The following is a 16,127-nucleotide window of genomic DNA, read 5'->3' on the forward strand; positions in this document are numbered from 1 at the left end:
GCAACTCCACATCCTGGATGGGCCGGCGGCACCAGGCACGTCGCCGGCCCAGGACCAGAGGCACCGGCTCCGAAGAACCCGCGCTCCTGGTCCGTGCGCTCAGTGCGACGCCTGATCGGCGGCGTGCTGCGTCTCCTGACCCATCTGCTGGGCCGCGTCCTGGCCCTGTTTTACCGCCTTGCGGGTCTCCTCGACACCCTGCTGCATCGCGGCCTTGGCGTGCTCGGCACCCTGCTGGAACGCGCCCTGGGTGAGGCCGCCGAGATCCTTGGCCTGCGCCTGCATGGCGGCGAAGCGCTCGCGCACATACTCGGCCTGAAGCTGCATCGCCTCCGGGAAGGACTTGGCCGCAGCGAGCTTCTGCGCCAAGTCGAACGCCGCGCGGACGTTCTGCTCCGCATAGTCCAGGCTGCGCGCGTAGATGTCCTGCGCGTTGGTCCGAGCCACGTCCGTCGAGCCCTGAAGGGTATCGGTCGCGCGGCGGGCGGAGCCGATGAAGGTTCCGAACGCCTTGCGGGCCTGCTCGACGCTGGTTTCGGCCAGATCGCGCATTTGCGGCGGGACCTCGAAGCTGGGAATATTCGCCATGACTGGTCTCCTTCGGCCGCACATCTGGCCGCGGCCATCGCCGTTGTGCACCGCACAAGCGAGAAGGTCCAGGGATCGACGTGTGACGGGAACCCGTCTCTGTCAGATCTCGGTCTCGCGCCGGATGATCGCATCCTCGTCGCTGCCCTTTTGCGACAGACCGACCTCCGGCTCGTCCTCTCCGATCGGCAGTGACTTGGTGGAGGGGCTCGGCGCGATGTCCGCCAGCCCGGCCTCCGAAACCAGATCGATCGGAGCAAGGAGCGGTTCCGGAACAGTCCTGGGCTCGCGCGACTCTGTCATTCGAGGCCTCCCTGTCCCAGAGCAACGCGGCGCCAGGCCTACGGGTCCCGGGGGCTCAGTATCGGTAGAGCGGGATCGCATGCGCCGCGCTATATGCGGGCGTGAAAGCTAAGGAGAGCGTCGTGTTCACCGTTAAGGGGATCGATCCGTCCGGCCGCGTCATGACCTTCGCGTGCGGGACCGACGAGCAGGCTATGGAGAAGACCTGGGAGCTCGCCCGCCGCGGGTTCCGGGAGATCATGGTGGCCGATCCCAAGGGCAAGGAGATGTCCGCGGCCGCGTTCGAGCGGTCGCTGGACATCGATTGGGGCGAGTGAGCCGGGATCCGGCCCGCCCCTGAACCCGTTCCCGATCGCCGCGCGATCGGGCTCGAGTCGCGTTCCGTGATTCGACGTGCGCGCTGGCGCCCTAGCGATTGCCGAGCGCCGGACCGCCCGCGGTGCCCCCGGTACCGGGCGGCCCGCTCGTCGGGGTGCCGCCGATATTGACCCCCGGCGTCGTCCCCGGGACGGAGGAGTTGCTGGGGTTGGCCGTCGTGCCCGTGGTGATCTGGGCGTTCGGGCCGTTGCCCACGGTGCCGGCTCCGACGCCGCCCGTGGTGGGCGGTGCGGTCACGCCGGTATTGCCGGCGCCGCCGGTGGTCACCTGCGCGGCGGCCGGGCCGGCCAGCAGGAGGGTCAGGGCGCCCGAAAGCACCAGCGTCATGCGTGTCATGGATCGGTCCGTTGTCGGGAGTCGGACGCCAACGGATGCGAGCCGGCGAAGTTCACGGCGGCGCGGCTGCGACCGCGCTCAGTGCAGTTCGTAGCAATTCGTGATGACGCGCGGGTTGCGCGTCACGTCGTACAGGATCGAGCACTGGACGAGGTATTTGGTGTCCTTCTTCCGAAACAGGATCAGGGAGGACCGATTGTCGAACGTGCCGGTATAGCCGGCAATCTCCCAGCCATCGGCGCTCAGCCGTTCGATGCTCAGCGGCTCGGCGGCAGAGGCCGCAAGGACCGCGCCCAGAGGGAGCGCGAAACCCAGTCCCCAGCGCACGGCCTTCACGGACCCGGCACCACGTCGATGTCCGGTGCGGGGCCGGGCTGTGGCGACCCAGGATCGTCCGCGGGAGGGGACGGGAGCCTGGGTGGCGGCATCTCGCCGGTGTTCGGCGGCGTCGGCAGGCCCTGGGGCAGATCGGGCATAGGCACGTCGTCGGCGCTGGGCGATCGTTGATCCGACATGGATGTTCCTTGCAGCGGTGCCGCAACCGGGAAGGAGCGGGCCCGGCACGGGGAGAACACGCGGTGCGGTCGAAGGTGCCCATCGGCCGCCGCAACCGTTCAACGGCTACGCGGTTCTGTCCCCACGTGGCCGATCCCGGCTACGCCAGCATGAGAGCCCCCGTGACCCGCTGCCTCGTTCCGTTCCTGACCGCCACTTTGATCGTGGGTGTCCTCTCGCCAGCCGCTGCGGTCACCCGGAAGGTGAAGGTGCCGAATCGCTACGACGGCGCCTGGACCATCGTGGCCACCACGTCCGAGGGGCCCTGCGCGGCGCAGACGAGCTACCAAGTCCAGATCAAGGACAGCGACGCCTCGATCCCCGGGGACGCGGTCGATATCGATGGCGGCGTGTCGTCGAGCGGCAGCGTGCAGGCCACGATCACCAGCGGCTCGAACACGGTGCCGATCGCCGGCAGCCTCGACACCCAGGGCGCCGGCAGCGGCACCTGGCGGACGACCGGCGGCGCGATCAGCTGCAGCGGCCGGTGGAGCGCGCGGCGCTCGAGCTGATTCGCGGGGGGCGCATCAGACCGAGGTGATGCCGCGCCGGATCCGCGATCGGACCGACCGGTCGGCCTCCGGCTCGTTCGTCGCCGCGCCGATCTCCTCCGCCTTGCGCCAGACCGAGCGGCAAACCAGGATCTCGTTGCTCGCATCGAGGCTGAGGACAAACCTGTCCGGCACGATCTCGGCCTCCGGCAGGGCGACCCGAACGCCGCCCAGGGAGCGATCGTAGACGATGCACGGCAGGCTGCGATGCTCGTCGATCGAGATGCTGCCGGTCTCGTTCAAAACCGTGCGCGGCGCATTCCGTCGATCAAGCATCGCCGTCTCGTGAACCTCGAAGCGCACAGCTTCGGCGCTGCGGGTTCAGATGACGTGTCGGAAATTCATCGGATTGTCCTCATCCCGGCCTGCAGGCCGGCGCGCTATCCGGTGACCACCTCGACCAAGGTCGCGAGAAATCCGAGCGCGACGGCGCCGATCCCGCTCATGAACATCACGTCCCAGCCCGCGAAGTCCTTCGACCGGGGGGCGCGGGTGAAGGCGAAGGCCGTGAGCGCAGCGCCGCACACGACGAGTGCGACGGCGATGGTGATCGATGTCGACATGGCGCAATCCTCCGACGCCGGTCTTCTGGCCCTTGGGGCTCTTGTCGGAACGATCACAGCCGGCGTGATCTGCTTTCGCTCGTCCGCGCTCGAAACATGACAGACGTTCCCAGTGCGAACAAGGAGATAATCTGTTCTGCACTGCAGAACGGAGGTTGAGGCCGGCACCGATATCTCGTCTTCGGCGCAACTCTGTCTCGAGGTAGTCTCGGATATCTCGAACCGTGCGTTGCAACGGCCGGAGAGAATTGGGCGCCTCAGTCGACGAAGACCCGAACGCCGTCGGTGTTGAGGATGTCCCGCTGGTCCGCGCACCATTGGTCCGCGCCGACCTCCGCAATCGTCCTGGCGACGCGCTGGCCTTCCTCGGCGATGGCGGTCTTCGCCTGACGACGGCCGATGGCGGCGTCGAGCGCGCGGCGCACGGTCCGCGACAGGCCTTCGGATACCGTGTCGTCCACGGTGTAGAGCTTGCGGCAGTAGAGGACGATGCCGGCCTGGGCGCCGACGATCCGGACCAGCCCGTCGATCGTCTCGGTCCGCTTCGCGTCCTGCGCGGTCGCGGCTCCCGGAGCCAGGATCGAGGCGGCCAGCGCGGCGGCGAGCAGGGCGCGTCTCATGGGCGGGCGGATCCTCTGTGCTGGGGCCGGACCCGCGCCTGCCGGCGCCGGTCCGCGACACAGAGATAGGGCCGACAGCCCCGTATGCCGCCCCGGTCGAGGGCCCGGCGAAGCGACATCGGATCGCGGTTCGGCCGCTGCGCCTCGCGACACCCCGTCAGCCCGACCGTGGCCACGGCCCGAGGGGGCGATCTCGATCGGCGGCCGGTTACTTGCGGGCCGACATCATATCGTGGGTGAGCACGGTCAGCTTGCCGATCAGGCTGGTGATGTCGGCGCCCTTGCACGACCATTGCGTGCCGATCGCCTCGCCATCCGTCGAAACCGAGACGACGGCCACAGAGCGCAGACGTCCCTCACGGGCGAGGACCAGTTGCTCCTGCAGCACCGCGATCACCGATGCGGTGTCCTCGTCGGCCACGGTGGGGGCGATACGCGCCGGGAAGGCCACGACGGAGTTCGGGTTCGTCTGCTCACGCTTCATCATGCTTCGATCCCGCGCCTGTCACTCTCGGGATCCGGCGTGGGCATCTGCTTTGTGCAGAGTGTGGCAGCTTGTCCGTGTCACGCCACGTGCCGGACGTGTGTGGCCGCGCGGCAACGTTCGGGGGCGCCGGCAGGGCCGGGTTATCCACCGCGGCGGTTTATCGGCAGGGACGGCGGCACGCGGTCCACGAATGAGGGGGCCGGATAGCGTGCGCCGGTCCAAGCGCTCGGCGGAACGACCTCGGCGGCGCCTGCCGCCGGAGGCGTTCAGGTGGTTCACGCGGCCTTGCGGCCCTTGCGCTCGCGCTCGGCCATGGCGCCGGGCTGCCCCAACCCGATCGCCTTGGCGAGGGCGGAACGCTGCTCGGCGTAGCTCGGGGCGACCATCGGATAGTCGGCCGGCAGGCCGTAGCGCTCGCGGTAGCTCTGCGGGCTCAGACCGTTCGCGGTCAGGTGCCGCTTCAAGGTCTTGTAAGTCTTGCCGTCGATGAAGCTGACGATCCCGTCCTGCTGCACCGACTTGCGGATCTGGGCCGGGCTCGGCTTGTCGACCGTCTCGCGCGGCGCCGTACCGGCCGGAGCTGTGCCCGTACCGGAGGCGAGGCTGGCGATCGCACCGTGCACGCGGGCGATCAGTGCCGGCAGCTCGGACGCCGGAACGGGGTTGTTCGACACGTAAGCGGCGACGACGTCGCCGGCCAGCCCGATCAGATCTGGCGTGTGCACAATCGTTTCTTCTGTCACTTCATGGTTCCCAATGTGCCCCTCACGCGCGATTTGCTACCACTCCGGGCCGAATGCAAGTTACAAAAGCCTACAACCGGGTGCATCTCGGTCATGATCGCTGCGCATGCTCAAGCGCCGAGTCGGGAAATTCTGGCACAACCGCCAGGTGAACTGTCCTGATGGGCGGAGGTTTTGATAACCACTGCGCCAGTGTTTCTAGATCGTGGCCACTGGCTTGCCGGTTCGTGGATCGAACCGGACGCCGGCACGGCCGGTGATTCGGCCCGTTCGTGGGCACCTACGCGCGGCGACGATCTGGCGGAGCATCGCATAATCCGGCAACGCATGCGCCGTTCTTCTACATAAATATTGTGTTCGTCCGGTTTTAGACAGATCTCGCCGACGGTGCGACAAATATGTTCCGTGTTGTTCCAATCCTCGGCAGAGAGGCACGGCCGAGGACAGGCAGTCGTCGTCGAGCGTGCCTCGGAAAACTGAATCGTGATACGCCGTCGGAGGCTGCGATCGCGATCCGCAGCCCAATCAAGACTTTGATCCGTCAGCGGATCTCGATCCTGCCAGAATCCGGCAAATGCGTATCCGGGTGACGGGGCTTTCCCCAAGTTCTCAACTTTCGAGCGAATAGCTTGGGCGGGTGCAGCCCCTCGTGCGGTGACGCGCGGGCGCGGTCATGGCATTGCGCGCGGATGCTGCTGCTCGCTCTCCTTCTCGCCCTTCTGGTCGTCCTGGCCGTCATGATCATCACGCGACGCTGGACTGGCCGACTGGCCTCGCTCGCCACCTTGATCGCGGGGGCGATCATGGCACTGTGGCTGGCCCAGGTCGGGCTGCTGCCGGGCTCCACCGGACCGCTGACGCCGGACCGGCCCCGTGTCCCGGGGCTCGACCGGTAACGCGCCGGTAACCGTCCTGCGCGAGCATGGGCCATGCCCACGCTGTCAGCCCCGCGCCTGCTCACCTTCCTGGTCTCGGCCGTCCTCATCGGCCTGGCCGTCGCGAGCCTCTACACCCGCATCCCCATGGTCGGACGGACCGTGGTGGCGCATCGGCAATGGTTCTTCATCGGCGCCTACGCGCTGCTGGCGCTCGGGGTCACGACGCGCAGCCTGTAACCGACGCGGCGCCGTAACGCCGGCGCGCCTTCGAGATGCCGGCGGCCTTTGATCGCACGGCATCGGTTTCCGAATGCCGGCCACCACCTTTCAGAATGATGCCCTATCGCAACCGTGCGGCGTGCTTCAAAGGTAGCGGTATGGCGATGAAGACGACATTCGTGGTGCAGCCGTTCGAATTGCACCGGAAGCGGTTGCGGCCGGCTCGACAGGAGCCCGCCCAGAGCGAGTTCGGCGCCCTCAAAAAGGCCGAGGCCTTGGCCGGACGCATGCCGGGTGCAGCGGCCTTGAAGGTGGTTGCCGACGACGAGACCGGCGAACTCGAGGGCGTGACGATCCTGGGCCAGTTCGGCGAGGTGCCGGAAGACTTCGCCGAGAGCCTCCAGGGCGGCTGAGGCGATTGGGCACTCGCGCCCGGGTGCGACACAGGCGACGGCGGCTGGACACTACGTAGAAACAACGTAGCACGAAGCTTGCGAGCGATCGCGCGTCCAGAGCCACAAAATCCGTGCCCCGATACTTTATCGATCTCCATGACGGCACCAATCTCGTTCGTGATGAGAAGGGGGTCGACCTGCCCGATCTCGCCGCCGCGCAGGACCAGGCGGTCCGTATGATGACCCGGATCGCGCAGGGGCTCTCGGATCCGCAGGTGCGCCAGGATTACGTGATCGCCGTCCGGGACGAGCAGGGAACCGTCCGCCTGCGGCTGCGCCTGTCCTACGATGTCGAGCCCGGCTGAAAGTCGGGGCGCCGGATCGCGACGGAAGCAATCCTGCGCGCGTTGGTGCTGTACCGGTTCGCTCACGATCAGGAGGCTGTATGGGACGCTCGAGGATCACGACCGGATCGGCCCTGGCCACCCTCGTCCTTCTGGTAACCGCCGTCGGGCCGGCCGCGGCCCAGACGACGCCGCCACCGCAGGCCGGCTCGGCCGTGGCGACGCCCGACAACGCGATCCTGCTGACGGTCTTCCTGCGGCACGACCAGTCGCGGCCCCTGGCCGAGTTGAACGAGCAACTGGCCAAGCAGGGCTTCTACAAGGCCTTCCCGCCGCCCGGCATCGAGATCGTCTCGTGGAACGTCGTCATGGGGATCGGACAGATCATCACCCTGCGGCTGCCCGCCACCCGGCTGCGCGAGATCAACCGCGTCCTGGAGGACACCGCCTGGGGCGCCTACCGGACCGAGTTCTACCCGACCTACGATTACAAGGCCGTTGGCCTCGCGGAGCACGACAAGGCCCGCTGAGCCACATCATCGGCGCTCACACCACCCCTTCGGCAACCCGTACCGGGCCGGAGGCCAGCGCGTCGCTCCACAGGCAGGGATGACCGAGCTGCTTGGCCCGGTACATCGCCGCGTCGGCCTGCTCGAACAGCGCCTGCGCCCGGCAGGCGTGCTGCGGCGCGCGGGCAATGCCGATCGCGGCCCCGATCCGCACTGGCTGCCCGGCGCCGACATCGTAGGGTTCGGTGAGCCGCGCGTGGAGACGCTGCGCCCGATCGAGCACGGTCGAGGCCGGAACCTCATCCAGGAGCAGGACGAACTCGTCGCCGCCGAGGCGTGCGGCGGTATCCCGGTCGCCGAGACCCTCCTGGAGCCGCCCGGCCATCTGCCGGAGCAGCGCGTCGCCGGCGGCGTGGCCGTAGAGGTCGTTTACCGGTTTGAACCCGTCGAGGTCGATGCACAGCAGGGCGCAGCCCCGGCCGGTGGGCTCGGCCGTGGCCTGGTCGAGCCGCGCCTCGAACAGGTAGCGGTTGGGCAGGCCGGTCAGCGGGTCGTGATGGGCCCTGTGGTGCAGCAGCGCCTCCGCCCGTCGGCGCTCGGTGACGTCCTCGTAGAGGGCGAGCCAACCCCCGCCCGGTTGCGGCTGAAGCGCCAGGGCGATCTGGCGCCCGTCCGGGAGCGTCTGCAGCACGGTGCCGGGATCGCGCCGGGCCAGGGCCCGGGACCGCTCCGCCCAGATCTGCGCCGGATCCCGCTCGGCCTTCAGGCCTTTGGCGGCGTTGAGAGCGATGAGCGTTCGGGCGTGCATGCCGGGACGGGGTTGCCCGGCGGGCTGGCCGAAGATGCGCCGGTAGCCGTCATTGGCGAAGAGCAGGCGGTCTCCGGCATCGAACAGGCAGAAGCCCTGCGGCAGGCTGTCCAGGGCCCGCATGATCCGGGTGCCGAGCCGCCGGTCCCGGCAGAGCCCGTAGGGACGCGAGATGACGATCGCCTCCCGCTCGCGCCGTTGCAGCCGCGCCGAAACCCTGTTCGCTCGCGCCATGATGGCGAACCCCCTTCAGGCGCCCGGCCGAGCCCAAGCCCCGCTCACGGCCGAACGCCCCACCGAAGACTGCCCCTGCGCTGTCATAGAATGGGATTCCTTTCGCCAACCTTGACGAGATTGTGTTTCGCTCAAGGAAGCCTGGTCTTCGAGGCAGCCGCGTAAATCGCAGCACGAATCCCTGCCGGCCACAGCCACGCGCAGGCTCGCCCCAAAGAAAACCCCGCGGCTCGGCGCCGCGGGGATGGGGTCGTCTCGATCGGCGCGCCGCCTCCTCTCGACGCGGCGGCGACCGACGGCGTCGAAGGCTCAAGGTGCGTCGTGGACGCCGTGATGTCCGTCGAGGACGGTCTCACTGGTCGGGACCGTGTCGGCCACGGCTTCCGCCCGGCGGCGATCCGGGGCGGTCGCCTCCTCGACGAAGGCCGCCACCGCCTCCGTGAGCGGCAACGTCCGGGTCTGCTGGCTGCCGAGCCGACGGATCGAGACCGTGCGCTCCTCGGCCTCGCGCTTGCCGAGCGCCAGCAGCACCGGCACCTTGGCGAGCGAGTGCTCCCGGACCTTGTAGTTGATCTTCTCGTTGCGCAGATCGGCCTCGACCCGCAGGCCGGCCCGTTCCAGGGCGCGCACGACATCCCGGGCATAGGCATCGGCCTCGCCGGTGATCGTCGCCACCACCACCTGGACCGGCGACAGCCAGAGCGGGAAATGCCCGGCGAAATGCTCGATCAGGATGCCGGTGAACCGCTCCATCGAGCCGCAGATCGCCCGGTGCACCATCACGGGCGGCTTCCTTGCGCCGTCGGCATCGATGTAGAAGGCGCCGAACCGCTCGGGCAGGTTGAAATCCACCTGCGTGGTGCCGCATTGCCAGTCGCGGCCGATCGCGTCGCGCAGGACGTACTCGAATTTGGGCCCGTAGAATGCGCCCTCCCCCGGATTGACCTCCGTGCGGATCCGGCCGGCCGACTGCGCCTCGATCTGCGTCAGCACCCGGGTCATCACGTCCTCGGCGTGGTCCCAGAGCGCGTCCGAGCCGACGCGCTTCTCCGGCCGCGTCGAGAGCTTCACGACGATCTGGTCGAAGCCGAAATCCGCGTAGGTCGAGAGGATCAGATCGTTGATCTTCAGGCACTCGTCGGCGAGCTGATCCTCGGTGCAGAAGACGTGGGCGTCGTCCTGGGTGAAGCCGCGCACGCGCATGAGCCCATGCATGGCGCCGGACGGCTCGTAGCGGTGCACCACGCCGAACTCGGCAAGCCGCAGGGGCAGGTCGCGGTAGGACTTCAGGCCGTGCTTGAAGATCTGCACGTGGCCGGGACAGTTCATCGGCTTGAGGGCGAACCAGCGCTTGTCCTCGGCCTCGTCGCCCGCCGATTGTGCGGCGAACATGTTCTCCCGGTACCAGCCCCAGTGGCCGGAGGTCTCCCACAGGGCCTTGTCGAGGATCTGCGGGGCGTTGACCTCGGCGTAGTCGCCCCGGAGCCGCCGACGCATATAGGCGATCAGCTCCTGAAAGATCGTCCAGCCCTTGGCGTGCCAGAAGACGACGCCCGGCCCCTCCTCCTGGAAGTGGAACAGGTCCATCTCCCGGCCGAGCCGGCGGTGGTCCCGCCGCTCGGCCTCCTCGAGCCGGTGCAGGTAGCCGTCGAGATCGGCCTGGGCCGCCCAGGCCGTGCCGTAGATGCGGGTCAGCATCGGGTTGTTCGAATCACCCCGCCAATAGGCACCCGCGACCTTCATGAGTTTGAAGGCGGTGCCGACCTTCCCGGTGGAGGTCATGTGCGGGCCACGGCACAGGTCGAACCAGTCGCCCTGCCGGTAGATCTTGAGATCCTCGCCGGGCGGGATCGCGTCGACCAGCTCGACCTTGAATTTTTCGTCCTTGCCGGCGAACAGCGCCCGCACGTCCTCACGTTTCCAGATTTCTTTTGTAAACGGCGCATCGCGCGAAATGATCTCGCGCATCTTCGCCTCGATCTTCGGGAAATCCTCGGGCGTGAACGGGGTCTCGCGAAAGAAGTCGTAATAGAAGCCGTTCTCGATCACCGGGCCGATTGTCACCTGCGTCTCCGGCCAGAGCGCCTGCACCGCCTCGGCGAGCACGTGCGCGCAATCGTGCCGGATCAGTTCCAGGCTGCGCGGATCGGTGCGATCCAGGAATTCGATGCGGGCGTCGCGCTCGATCGGATCGTCGAGGTCGGCGACCGTGCCGTCGAGCGCCATGGCCACGGTGCGCTTGGCCAGCGACTTGGCGATGCCCTCGACCACGCTGCGGCCGGTGGTGCCGGCGGCGACCTCCCGCGTGTTGCCGTCGGGGAAGGTGAGAATCGGCATGGCTCAGGCTCTCCAGGCTCAGTCCTGCATACGCAGCAGGTAAGCGTTGTCAGGGTCCGTCTTCGGGGAGCGGCCGTGTAGACCGAATTTTTTTCCTTGGCGAGGGAATGGCGCGCAGTGCAGCCTCCCCTGTGGACGCCATCCTCCGGCGTCGTCCGGGGCGGCGAAGCCGGCTCGCGGCCGAGACGGCTCGAAACTTTATTCAACGCCGTGGTCCTACAATCAGCCGCCGCATCGTCTTGGACGGGCCGGCGCGGGACCGTCTTCTCGCGTGATCACGCGAGCGGCATCGGTAAGCGGATGATGGCGGGCAAGGACAAATCCGGAACCTTGTCCAGGTTGGGCGTGGGGGATTTGCGCGAACATCCCGATCCCGGCCCGCCGATATTGTGGCCGCCCAGCAAAGTTCGGGAACGCGAAAGCGCCCACGTATCAAAATCTTGGATGCCCTGTGGCTTCGAAGTGTGAGCGAGCCTGCTGCCTCCCGAACTGACACGGCGTTTTGTCCTGCGACCGTGACAGCGCAGATCGGCGAGGGAGCGCGGCAACGCCGGCTTCGGTAACGTCCCTCGGCTGCCCCAGAAGCCGGCCCGCCTCACCCCACGCGTTCGAGCCGGCTCGCGAAGAAGCCGTCCAGGCCGCCGCGGGCGCCCGGGACGTCCGGCAGGTGGCACGGCAGGGTGCGCAGGTCGCCGTTGCCGTCGATCATCTCGGCCGCGCCGCCGACCTCCACCGGCTGGACCGGCACACGCCGGTATCGGGCATCGCGGGCCAGGAAGGCCGCGATCTGGGCCTCGCCCTCCTCGGGTTCCAGCGAGCAGGTGCAGTAGACGAGCCGCCCGCCCGGGCGGACCAGTCCGGCCGCGTGGTCGAGGAGCTTCGCCTGGAGTGTCGCCAGCCGGGCGATGTCGGCCTCCGACTTGGTCCAGGCCACGTCCGGATGGCGCCGGATCGTGCCCGTGGCCGAGCAGGGCGCGTCGAGGAGCACGGCGTCGTGGTCCTGCGCCTCCAGGGCCAGGGCATCGGCCACCGCGATGGTGACGTCGAGGCCGAGCCGGGCGACGTTCTCGCGCAGGCGCTCCAGCCGGGGCGCCGAGCGATCGACGGCCGTGACCTGCGCGCCGGCGGCGGCGAGCTGCATCGTCTTGCCGCCGGGGGCGGCGCAGAGGTCGAGGACGCGGGCGCCGGCCTGCGGGGCGAGCAACCGGGCCGGGATCGCCGCGGCGGCGTCCTGCACCCACCAGGCGCCCTCCTGGAATCCCGGCAGGTCGGGGATTGCCGGGCCGTTCTCCGGCAGCCGCAGGGAGCCGGTCGGCAGCCGCACCGCGCCGAGCGGCTCGACCCAGGCGGCGGCATCCCCGCGCGGGGTCAGGTCGATCGCCGCGCCTGCGCGATGCGCCCGCGCGATGGCGGCAGCCCGTTCCGGCCCGTAGGCCGTGGCCCAGCGGCGGGCGAGCCAGTCGGGCGTGTTGACGGCGAGCGCGTCGGCGGAATCGGCCAGGATCGCGTCGCGCTCCCGGGCGACCCGGCGCAGAACCGCGTTGACCAGGCCGGCGAGATGAGCGGTGCGATTGTCCCCCTTGGCGAGACGCACGGCGCAATCGACGGCGGCATGATCGGGGACCGCGAGGTCGAGGATCTGAGCGGTGGCGGTGGCGAGCAGCGCCGTGAGCCGCGGCTTCTCGACCGGCAGGCCACGCTCCAGCCGGGCCGCCAGGGCGGCGCGGATCAGGCCGTATCGCCGGAAGGTCGCCACCGCGATCGCCCGGGCCAGGGCCGCGTCGGCCGGGCTCAGGGTCTCCGCCCGGATCGCCAGCGCCAGCGTCTCCTCCAGGGCCGGGGGGCGCTCCTGGCCGATGATCTCGGCCACCGCCTGCAGGGCGGCCCGGCGCGCGCCGAGGCCCGCTGTGTCGGGCGCGCTCGTGCCCGTCGATGTCTCGCCCCGCGTGTTGCGACCTGTGTCCCGCGATGCCACTTCTACTCCTGACCCAATTGCCTTCAGACCCACGCCCTCACACCCGAGCGACCGCGATGCAAGACCCGAACGGACATGACGTGACCGAAGACGCGGCCACCCCGCGCACGCTCAGCCCCGCGGCGGAGCGCGCGCTGGCCGAGGCGGCCGAGCGTCGCGCCGCGATCGACGCCCGCGCAGCCGAGATCCGCGCGGCCCCGGAGCGTCTGGGTCGCGGCGGCCTCGAGCCGGTGCGCTACCAGGATTGGGAAGTGAAGGGCCTCGCGGTCGACTTCTGAGACCGCCGGCTGCCCTACTCGGCCGCGACGCCGCCATAGACCACCGGCGGCTCGGGCCGGGCCTCCGCGGCGCCCGCTCCGAACCGTCGGTACCAGAGCCCGGTCAGGATCGGCACGAGGATCGAGGTGACAATGATGCAGATCGTCACCAGCACGGTGGCGGTCTGCGCCGCCGGCGCGAATTGCGGTGCCACGGCCGCGATCGCCAGCGGGTTGGCGGCGGCCGCGCCGGCGGTGGACGAGGCGGCGAGCCCCGCCGTCCCGGTGCCGCCGCCGATGGCCTTGTCGGCCAGGATCAGCGGGATGCCGGTGAGCACGATGACGGCCAGGGCCAGGACGATCCCCAGCCCGGCCAGCGGCGAGAGCAGGTTGTTGAGATCGACCGTGTTGCCGAGCGCGAAGGCGAAGAACGGGATCATCAGCTGGCTGCCCGGCGCGAAGAAGGCGCGCAGCTTCGGGTCGAGATTGCCCAGCAGGAAGCCGACGAGGAACGGCAGCACCGCGCCGATGAAGATCTGCGGCTCGAAATGCGCCGCCCCGGAGGCGCCGAGGATGATCATGCTCATCAGCGGTCCGGATTCGATCGAGGTCAGGATGAAGGCGCCGGCCTCCTCGCGGCTGCCGTAGGTCTGCATCAGCGAGGCGTAGAGGCCGCCATTGGTCATATCCATCGCGCACACGATCGCGAGGATCGACAGTCCCGCGAAGAAGCCGGTCTGGATCCCGTCGGGCGGGATGAACAGCGACGCGACCAGCACGATGACCCAGGCGGAGAGCAGCTTGGTCACCACCAGGGTGCCGGATTTGCGCAGGACGGTGCCGGTGGCCTTCAGGCTGACCGACGCGCCCATGCAGAAGAACCAGACCGCCAGGATCGGGATCACGCCGGTCATGAGGCCCTGCGTGAAGCCCTTGAAATAGACCGGGGCACCCGGCGTGAACGTCTTGCACAGGGCGCCGAGCAGGAGTGGGACCAGCATCAGGCCGCCGGGAATCCTGTCGATCGCCGCCTTGATCTGCATGGCGCGTTCCCTCCCGTTGGTTCGCGGACGCGCCGTATCCCGGGCGTCGCGCCGGTCCACGCCTCTGTCGGGCGCCTTCCTGGACCGGTGCGACATCCTGTTGCTGCGGGCCGCAGGCCGTCAAGCGGCGGTCCGGGCCGTGGCCGCGACACCGGGTGCGGAACGTCGCGCGGCGGGCGCCGTTGGGCTCGTTCATCACCAGGAGGCTCAGATGGCGACGAAGGTATAGGCTCACGGCGCGGCCGCGGGACCGCATGGCGAGATCGCGCTTGCCCGCGGCGAGCGGCTCGGGATGCGGATGTGGCGGGCCGAGGAGCCGAATGCCGACAAGCCCATGACGTCCTCGCCGCACGAGACCGTGGGCTACGTCATCAGCGGCCGGGCCGAGCTGGTGGTCAGCGGCGAGACGGTCGCGCTTGCGGCGGGCGATTCCTACTGCGTGCCGGCCGGCGCGGAGCACACCTATCGGATATTGGAGACCTTCACGGCCGTGGAGGCGACTGCGCCGCCGGCCAAGTAGGGCGCAGCGGCCGCCCAATCTGCGCGCGCCGCGGATTGGGCGTCGGCGCGCGCCTGCGCATCGGCGCGGCATGTTGTACATCACGCATCATGAGCCACGCGCTTGCCCGGGATAGGCTGTCGACGCCGCTCGCCGCGGCGTTCGTGCGCCTGCGCGATGTCGCGCCTGTCGAGCGCGTCATCCTGTTCGGAAGCCGGGCGCGGGGACCACGACGCGGACAGCGACTGGGATCTGTGCGTCCTGCTGAACGACGACATCCCGCCGGGCCGCTATACGCCGGGCTTCCTGTGGGAGGCCGTGCGCGACCGCGGCGCGTCGATCCAGGTGGTGCCGATGCGCAGGAGCGTGTTCGAGGCCACCCATCGCGACGTCAACGCGCTCGCCTATGACGTCGCCCGGGACGGTCTCGTCCTGTACGACAAGGCGTCGGAGAGCGCGCCGTGAGCGCGTCGGATCCGGGCGCATGGATCCGGAAGGCGCAGCAGGATACGCGCTCGGCGCGACGCCCGCTGCTTGATCCGCCCGAACTCGAGGATGCCGCGTTCCACGTCCATCAGGCCGTCGAGAAGGCCGCCGAAGCGGTCTTGGTGGCGGAGGGCATTCGGTATCCGCGCGGTTGTGGGGCCGGCCCTGATCCCGACGCTCCGACCAGGCTGATACCGATCGCCAATCCGTTCCATGAACGGGCAGCTCGCGGGTCTGACGCCGTGGGCGACCGCCTTCCGTTACCCGACGGATGATCCCCTCGCGGCCGAGCCGCTACCGACCAAGGCGGACCTTGAACGCCATCTCGAAGGTGCGGAGGCTCTCGTGGAAGCCGTGGCGCGCCATGTCATCAAAGCGACCTGATCACGCCGTTGTCCCGATCCTTACTGGGTCACGTAGACCTGGGCGCCGACATCGACCCGGGCGTAGAGATCGACCACGTCCTGATTGTACATCCGGATGCAGCCGTAGGAGGCGTAGGTGCCGACCGAGCTCGGCCGGTTGGTGCCGTGGATGGCGTATTCGCCGCCGGCCAGCGTCATGGCGGCGGCGCCCATCGGGTTGTTCGGCGAGCCGCCCGCGATGAGGTTCGGCAGCCGCGGGTTGTCGCGCTTCACTTCAGCCGGCGGCGACCAGGCCGGGGCGACGTACTTGCCGTCGATGGACGCCGTGCCGAACCATTGCTTGCCGGGCCGGCCCACCGCCACGGGATAGCGGATCGCGGTGCCGTCGCCGTTCACCAGGTAGAGCTTGCGCTGGGACACGCTGATCACCACCGAGCCCGGTGCGACGCCATTCTGGAACGGCACCACCTCCCGAGCCTGGGCCGTCCCGAAGCACCCCGCCAGCATCGCGCCGGCCATCCCGAATAAAGCCGCCACCCGACCCGACATCACCAACTTCCTCGACAAGCAAGAGATCATGCGGGCCAGTAATCCACGGCCGCGCTTGCCGTTCCACGAAAAGCTATGGTTGATGCGGCGTTGATCCCGGGAAGT

At 69.1% G+C, this 16,127-nt stretch carries 25 protein-coding genes; 11 read left to right on the top strand and 14 right to left on the bottom strand.

The window, feature by feature from the left end:
- Nucleotides 1-99: 99 nt before the first annotated feature.
- Nucleotides 100-588, bottom strand: a complete 489-nt coding sequence (locus AKJ13_RS01540) for a phasin (RefSeq protein ID WP_050731798.1) — start codon at nt 586-588, stop codon at nt 100-102.
- 102 nt (nt 589-690) lie between these two features.
- A complete protein-coding gene (locus tag AKJ13_RS01545; RefSeq protein ID WP_050731799.1) occupies nt 691-891 on the bottom strand; it encodes a hypothetical protein in 201 nt (66 codons plus the stop codon).
- A 122-nt stretch (nt 892-1,013) separates the two neighbouring features.
- Here AKJ13_RS01545 and AKJ13_RS01550 point away from each other — a divergent pair, with 122 nt between their 5' ends.
- The gene (locus AKJ13_RS01550; RefSeq protein ID WP_007566096.1) at nt 1,014-1,208 is read left to right on the top strand and encodes a hypothetical protein; all 195 of its coding nucleotides are present in this window, start codon (nt 1,014-1,016) and stop codon (nt 1,206-1,208) included.
- 91 nt (nt 1,209-1,299) lie between these two features.
- On the opposite strand, the gene AKJ13_RS01555 is transcribed toward AKJ13_RS01550, so the two are convergent.
- Both AKJ13_RS01555 and AKJ13_RS01560 read right to left on the bottom strand, forming a co-directional pair.
- The gene (locus AKJ13_RS01555) at nt 1,300-1,605 is read right to left on the bottom strand and encodes a hypothetical protein (protein ID WP_050731800.1); all 306 of its coding nucleotides are present in this window, start codon (nt 1,603-1,605) and stop codon (nt 1,300-1,302) included.
- A 78-nt stretch (nt 1,606-1,683) separates the two neighbouring features.
- Nucleotides 1,684-1,941, bottom strand: coding sequence for a hypothetical protein (locus AKJ13_RS01560; RefSeq protein ID WP_244471476.1), 258 nt, complete (start codon nt 1,939-1,941; stop codon nt 1,684-1,686).
- A 341-nt stretch (nt 1,942-2,282) separates the two neighbouring features.
- On the opposite strand from AKJ13_RS01560, the gene AKJ13_RS01565 reads away from it, so the two are divergent.
- On the top strand, nt 2,283-2,672 hold the full coding sequence (locus AKJ13_RS01565) for a heme utilization protein (RefSeq protein WP_244471477.1): 390 nt from the start codon (nt 2,283-2,285) through the stop codon (nt 2,670-2,672).
- 15 nt (nt 2,673-2,687) lie between these two features.
- Here AKJ13_RS01565 and AKJ13_RS01570 read toward each other — a convergent pair whose 3' ends face one another.
- The 5 genes from AKJ13_RS01570 to AKJ13_RS01590 form a co-directional block, all read right to left on the bottom strand.
- Nucleotides 2,688-2,987: a PilZ domain-containing protein gene (locus AKJ13_RS01570; protein WP_050731867.1), complete on the bottom strand. Its 300-nt coding sequence runs from the start codon at nt 2,985-2,987 to the stop codon at nt 2,688-2,690.
- A gap of 104 nt (nt 2,988-3,091) precedes the next feature.
- Nucleotides 3,092-3,274, bottom strand: coding sequence for a hypothetical protein (locus AKJ13_RS01575; RefSeq protein ID WP_050731801.1), 183 nt, complete (start codon nt 3,272-3,274; stop codon nt 3,092-3,094).
- A 257-nt stretch (nt 3,275-3,531) separates the two neighbouring features.
- Entirely contained in the window at nt 3,532-3,894 is a 363-nt protein-coding gene (locus AKJ13_RS01580; protein ID WP_050731802.1) for a hypothetical protein, read from the bottom strand.
- A gap of 208 nt (nt 3,895-4,102) precedes the next feature.
- Nucleotides 4,103-4,381: a hypothetical protein gene (locus AKJ13_RS01585; protein WP_050731803.1), complete on the bottom strand. Its 279-nt coding sequence runs from the start codon at nt 4,379-4,381 to the stop codon at nt 4,103-4,105.
- A 275-nt stretch (nt 4,382-4,656) separates the two neighbouring features.
- Nucleotides 4,657-5,124: a MucR family transcriptional regulator gene (locus AKJ13_RS01590; protein WP_050731804.1), complete on the bottom strand. Its 468-nt coding sequence runs from the start codon at nt 5,122-5,124 to the stop codon at nt 4,657-4,659.
- A 689-nt stretch (nt 5,125-5,813) separates the two neighbouring features.
- Between AKJ13_RS01590 and AKJ13_RS01595 the strand changes: the two genes are divergently transcribed.
- From AKJ13_RS01595 to AKJ13_RS01615, 5 genes are all read left to right on the top strand, one after another.
- On the top strand, nt 5,814-6,020 hold the full coding sequence (locus tag AKJ13_RS01595; RefSeq protein ID WP_007566117.1) for a hypothetical protein: 207 nt from the start codon (nt 5,814-5,816) through the stop codon (nt 6,018-6,020).
- 33 nt (nt 6,021-6,053) lie between these two features.
- Complete coding sequence (locus AKJ13_RS01600) at nt 6,054-6,239, top strand: hypothetical protein (protein WP_050731805.1); 186 nt, start codon at nt 6,054-6,056, stop codon at nt 6,237-6,239.
- A 140-nt stretch (nt 6,240-6,379) separates the two neighbouring features.
- Nucleotides 6,380-6,634, top strand: coding sequence for a hypothetical protein (locus AKJ13_RS01605; RefSeq protein ID WP_007566121.1), 255 nt, complete (start codon nt 6,380-6,382; stop codon nt 6,632-6,634).
- Nucleotides 6,635-6,747: 113 nt separating this feature from the next.
- Nucleotides 6,748-6,981, top strand: coding sequence for a hypothetical protein (locus tag AKJ13_RS01610; RefSeq protein WP_050731806.1), 234 nt, complete (start codon nt 6,748-6,750; stop codon nt 6,979-6,981).
- 80 nt (nt 6,982-7,061) lie between these two features.
- The gene (locus AKJ13_RS01615) at nt 7,062-7,490 is read left to right on the top strand and encodes a hypothetical protein (RefSeq protein ID WP_144426154.1); all 429 of its coding nucleotides are present in this window, start codon (nt 7,062-7,064) and stop codon (nt 7,488-7,490) included.
- Between the two features lie 16 nt (nt 7,491-7,506).
- Here the strand turns inward: AKJ13_RS01615 and AKJ13_RS01620 are convergent, their stop codons facing one another.
- The 3 genes from AKJ13_RS01620 to AKJ13_RS01630 all read right to left on the bottom strand — a co-directional run bounded on the left by AKJ13_RS01620 (nt 7,507) and on the right by AKJ13_RS01630 (nt 12,823).
- Nucleotides 7,507-8,511 (bottom strand): diguanylate cyclase, encoded by a 1,005-nt coding sequence (locus AKJ13_RS01620; RefSeq protein WP_050731807.1) that lies wholly within the window; start codon nt 8,509-8,511, stop codon nt 7,507-7,509.
- Between the two features lie 309 nt (nt 8,512-8,820).
- Complete coding sequence (gene thrS / locus AKJ13_RS01625; RefSeq protein ID WP_050731808.1) at nt 8,821-10,848, bottom strand: threonine--tRNA ligase; 2,028 nt, start codon at nt 10,846-10,848, stop codon at nt 8,821-8,823.
- A gap of 595 nt (nt 10,849-11,443) precedes the next feature.
- Nucleotides 11,444-12,823: an RsmB/NOP family class I SAM-dependent RNA methyltransferase gene (locus AKJ13_RS01630; RefSeq protein WP_200905563.1), complete on the bottom strand. Its 1,380-nt coding sequence runs from the start codon at nt 12,821-12,823 to the stop codon at nt 11,444-11,446.
- A 56-nt stretch (nt 12,824-12,879) separates the two neighbouring features.
- Here AKJ13_RS01630 and AKJ13_RS01635 point away from each other — a divergent pair, with 56 nt between their 5' ends.
- Complete coding sequence (locus tag AKJ13_RS01635; protein WP_050731809.1) at nt 12,880-13,101, top strand: DUF1674 domain-containing protein; 222 nt, start codon at nt 12,880-12,882, stop codon at nt 13,099-13,101.
- Nucleotides 13,102-13,115: 14 nt separating this feature from the next.
- Here AKJ13_RS01635 and AKJ13_RS01640 read toward each other — a convergent pair whose 3' ends face one another.
- On the bottom strand, nt 13,116-14,123 hold the full coding sequence (locus tag AKJ13_RS01640) for a 2-keto-3-deoxygluconate permease (RefSeq protein WP_050731810.1): 1,008 nt from the start codon (nt 14,121-14,123) through the stop codon (nt 13,116-13,118).
- 262 nt (nt 14,124-14,385) lie between these two features.
- On the opposite strand from AKJ13_RS01640, the gene AKJ13_RS01645 reads away from it, so the two are divergent.
- The 3 genes from AKJ13_RS01645 (at nt 14,386) to AKJ13_RS32115 (ending at nt 15,492) form a co-directional block, all read left to right on the top strand.
- The gene (locus AKJ13_RS01645) at nt 14,386-14,643 is read left to right on the top strand and encodes a cupin domain-containing protein (protein WP_244471482.1); all 258 of its coding nucleotides are present in this window, start codon (nt 14,386-14,388) and stop codon (nt 14,641-14,643) included.
- Nucleotides 14,644-14,799: 156 nt separating this feature from the next.
- A complete protein-coding gene (locus tag AKJ13_RS01650; RefSeq protein WP_144426155.1) occupies nt 14,800-15,087 on the top strand; it encodes a nucleotidyltransferase domain-containing protein in 288 nt (95 codons plus the stop codon).
- 234 nt (nt 15,088-15,321) lie between these two features.
- Entirely contained in the window at nt 15,322-15,492 is a 171-nt protein-coding gene (locus AKJ13_RS32115) for a hypothetical protein (RefSeq protein ID WP_200905569.1), read from the top strand.
- A gap of 20 nt (nt 15,493-15,512) precedes the next feature.
- Here the strand turns inward: AKJ13_RS32115 and AKJ13_RS01655 are convergent, their stop codons facing one another.
- Nucleotides 15,513-16,022 carry a L,D-transpeptidase gene (locus AKJ13_RS01655; RefSeq protein ID WP_007566141.1) on the bottom strand — a complete coding sequence of 170 codons (510 nt, stop codon included), beginning with the start codon at nt 16,020-16,022 and terminating at the stop codon, nt 15,513-15,515.
- Between the last annotated feature and the right edge of the window lie 105 nt (nt 16,023-16,127).

It is taken from the genome of Methylobacterium sp. ARG-1, assembly GCF_001262595.1.
GTDB classification, from domain to species: Bacteria; Pseudomonadota; Alphaproteobacteria; order Rhizobiales; family Beijerinckiaceae; genus Methylobacterium; species Methylobacterium brachiatum.

Bases quoted from the DNA above. Each gene is read 5' to 3' on its own strand.
- AKJ13_RS01640 (WP_050731810.1), bottom strand. From the start codon at position 14,123: ATGCAGATCAAGGCGGCGATCGACAGGATTCCCGGCGGCCTGATGCTG.
- AKJ13_RS01620 (WP_050731807.1), bottom strand. From the start codon at position 8,511: ATGGCGCGAGCGAACAGGGTTTCGGCGCGGCTGCAACGGCGCGAGCGG.
- AKJ13_RS01580 (WP_050731802.1), bottom strand. From the start codon at position 3,894: ATGAGACGCGCCCTGCTCGCCGCCGCGCTGGCCGCCTCGATCCTGGCT.
- AKJ13_RS01585 (WP_050731803.1), bottom strand. From the start codon at position 4,381: ATGATGAAGCGTGAGCAGACGAACCCGAACTCCGTCGTGGCCTTCCCG.
- AKJ13_RS01615 (WP_144426154.1), top strand. From the start codon at position 7,062: ATGGGACGCTCGAGGATCACGACCGGATCGGCCCTGGCCACCCTCGTC.
- AKJ13_RS01540 (WP_050731798.1), bottom strand. From the start codon at position 588: ATGGCGAATATTCCCAGCTTCGAGGTCCCGCCGCAAATGCGCGATCTG.
- AKJ13_RS01595 (WP_007566117.1), top strand. From the start codon at position 5,814: ATGCTGCTGCTCGCTCTCCTTCTCGCCCTTCTGGTCGTCCTGGCCGTC.
- AKJ13_RS01605 (WP_007566121.1), top strand. From the start codon at position 6,380: ATGGCGATGAAGACGACATTCGTGGTGCAGCCGTTCGAATTGCACCGG.
- AKJ13_RS01650 (WP_144426155.1), top strand. From the start codon at position 14,800: ATGTCGCGCCTGTCGAGCGCGTCATCCTGTTCGGAAGCCGGGCGCGGG.
- AKJ13_RS32115 (WP_200905569.1), top strand. From the start codon at position 15,322: ATGAACGGGCAGCTCGCGGGTCTGACGCCGTGGGCGACCGCCTTCCGT.
- AKJ13_RS01655 (WP_007566141.1), bottom strand. From the start codon at position 16,022: ATGTCGGGTCGGGTGGCGGCTTTATTCGGGATGGCCGGCGCGATGCTG.
- AKJ13_RS01635 (WP_050731809.1), top strand. From the start codon at position 12,880: ATGCAAGACCCGAACGGACATGACGTGACCGAAGACGCGGCCACCCCG.
- thrS (WP_050731808.1), bottom strand. From the start codon at position 10,848: ATGCCGATTCTCACCTTCCCCGACGGCAACACGCGGGAGGTCGCCGCC.
- AKJ13_RS01570 (WP_050731867.1), bottom strand. From the start codon at position 2,987: ATGCTTGATCGACGGAATGCGCCGCGCACGGTTTTGAACGAGACCGGC.
- AKJ13_RS01555 (WP_050731800.1), bottom strand. From the start codon at position 1,605: ATGACACGCATGACGCTGGTGCTTTCGGGCGCCCTGACCCTCCTGCTG.
- AKJ13_RS01575 (WP_050731801.1), bottom strand. From the start codon at position 3,274: ATGTCGACATCGATCACCATCGCCGTCGCACTCGTCGTGTGCGGCGCT.
- AKJ13_RS01545 (WP_050731799.1), bottom strand. From the start codon at position 891: ATGACAGAGTCGCGCGAGCCCAGGACTGTTCCGGAACCGCTCCTTGCT.
- AKJ13_RS01600 (WP_050731805.1), top strand. From the start codon at position 6,054: ATGCCCACGCTGTCAGCCCCGCGCCTGCTCACCTTCCTGGTCTCGGCC.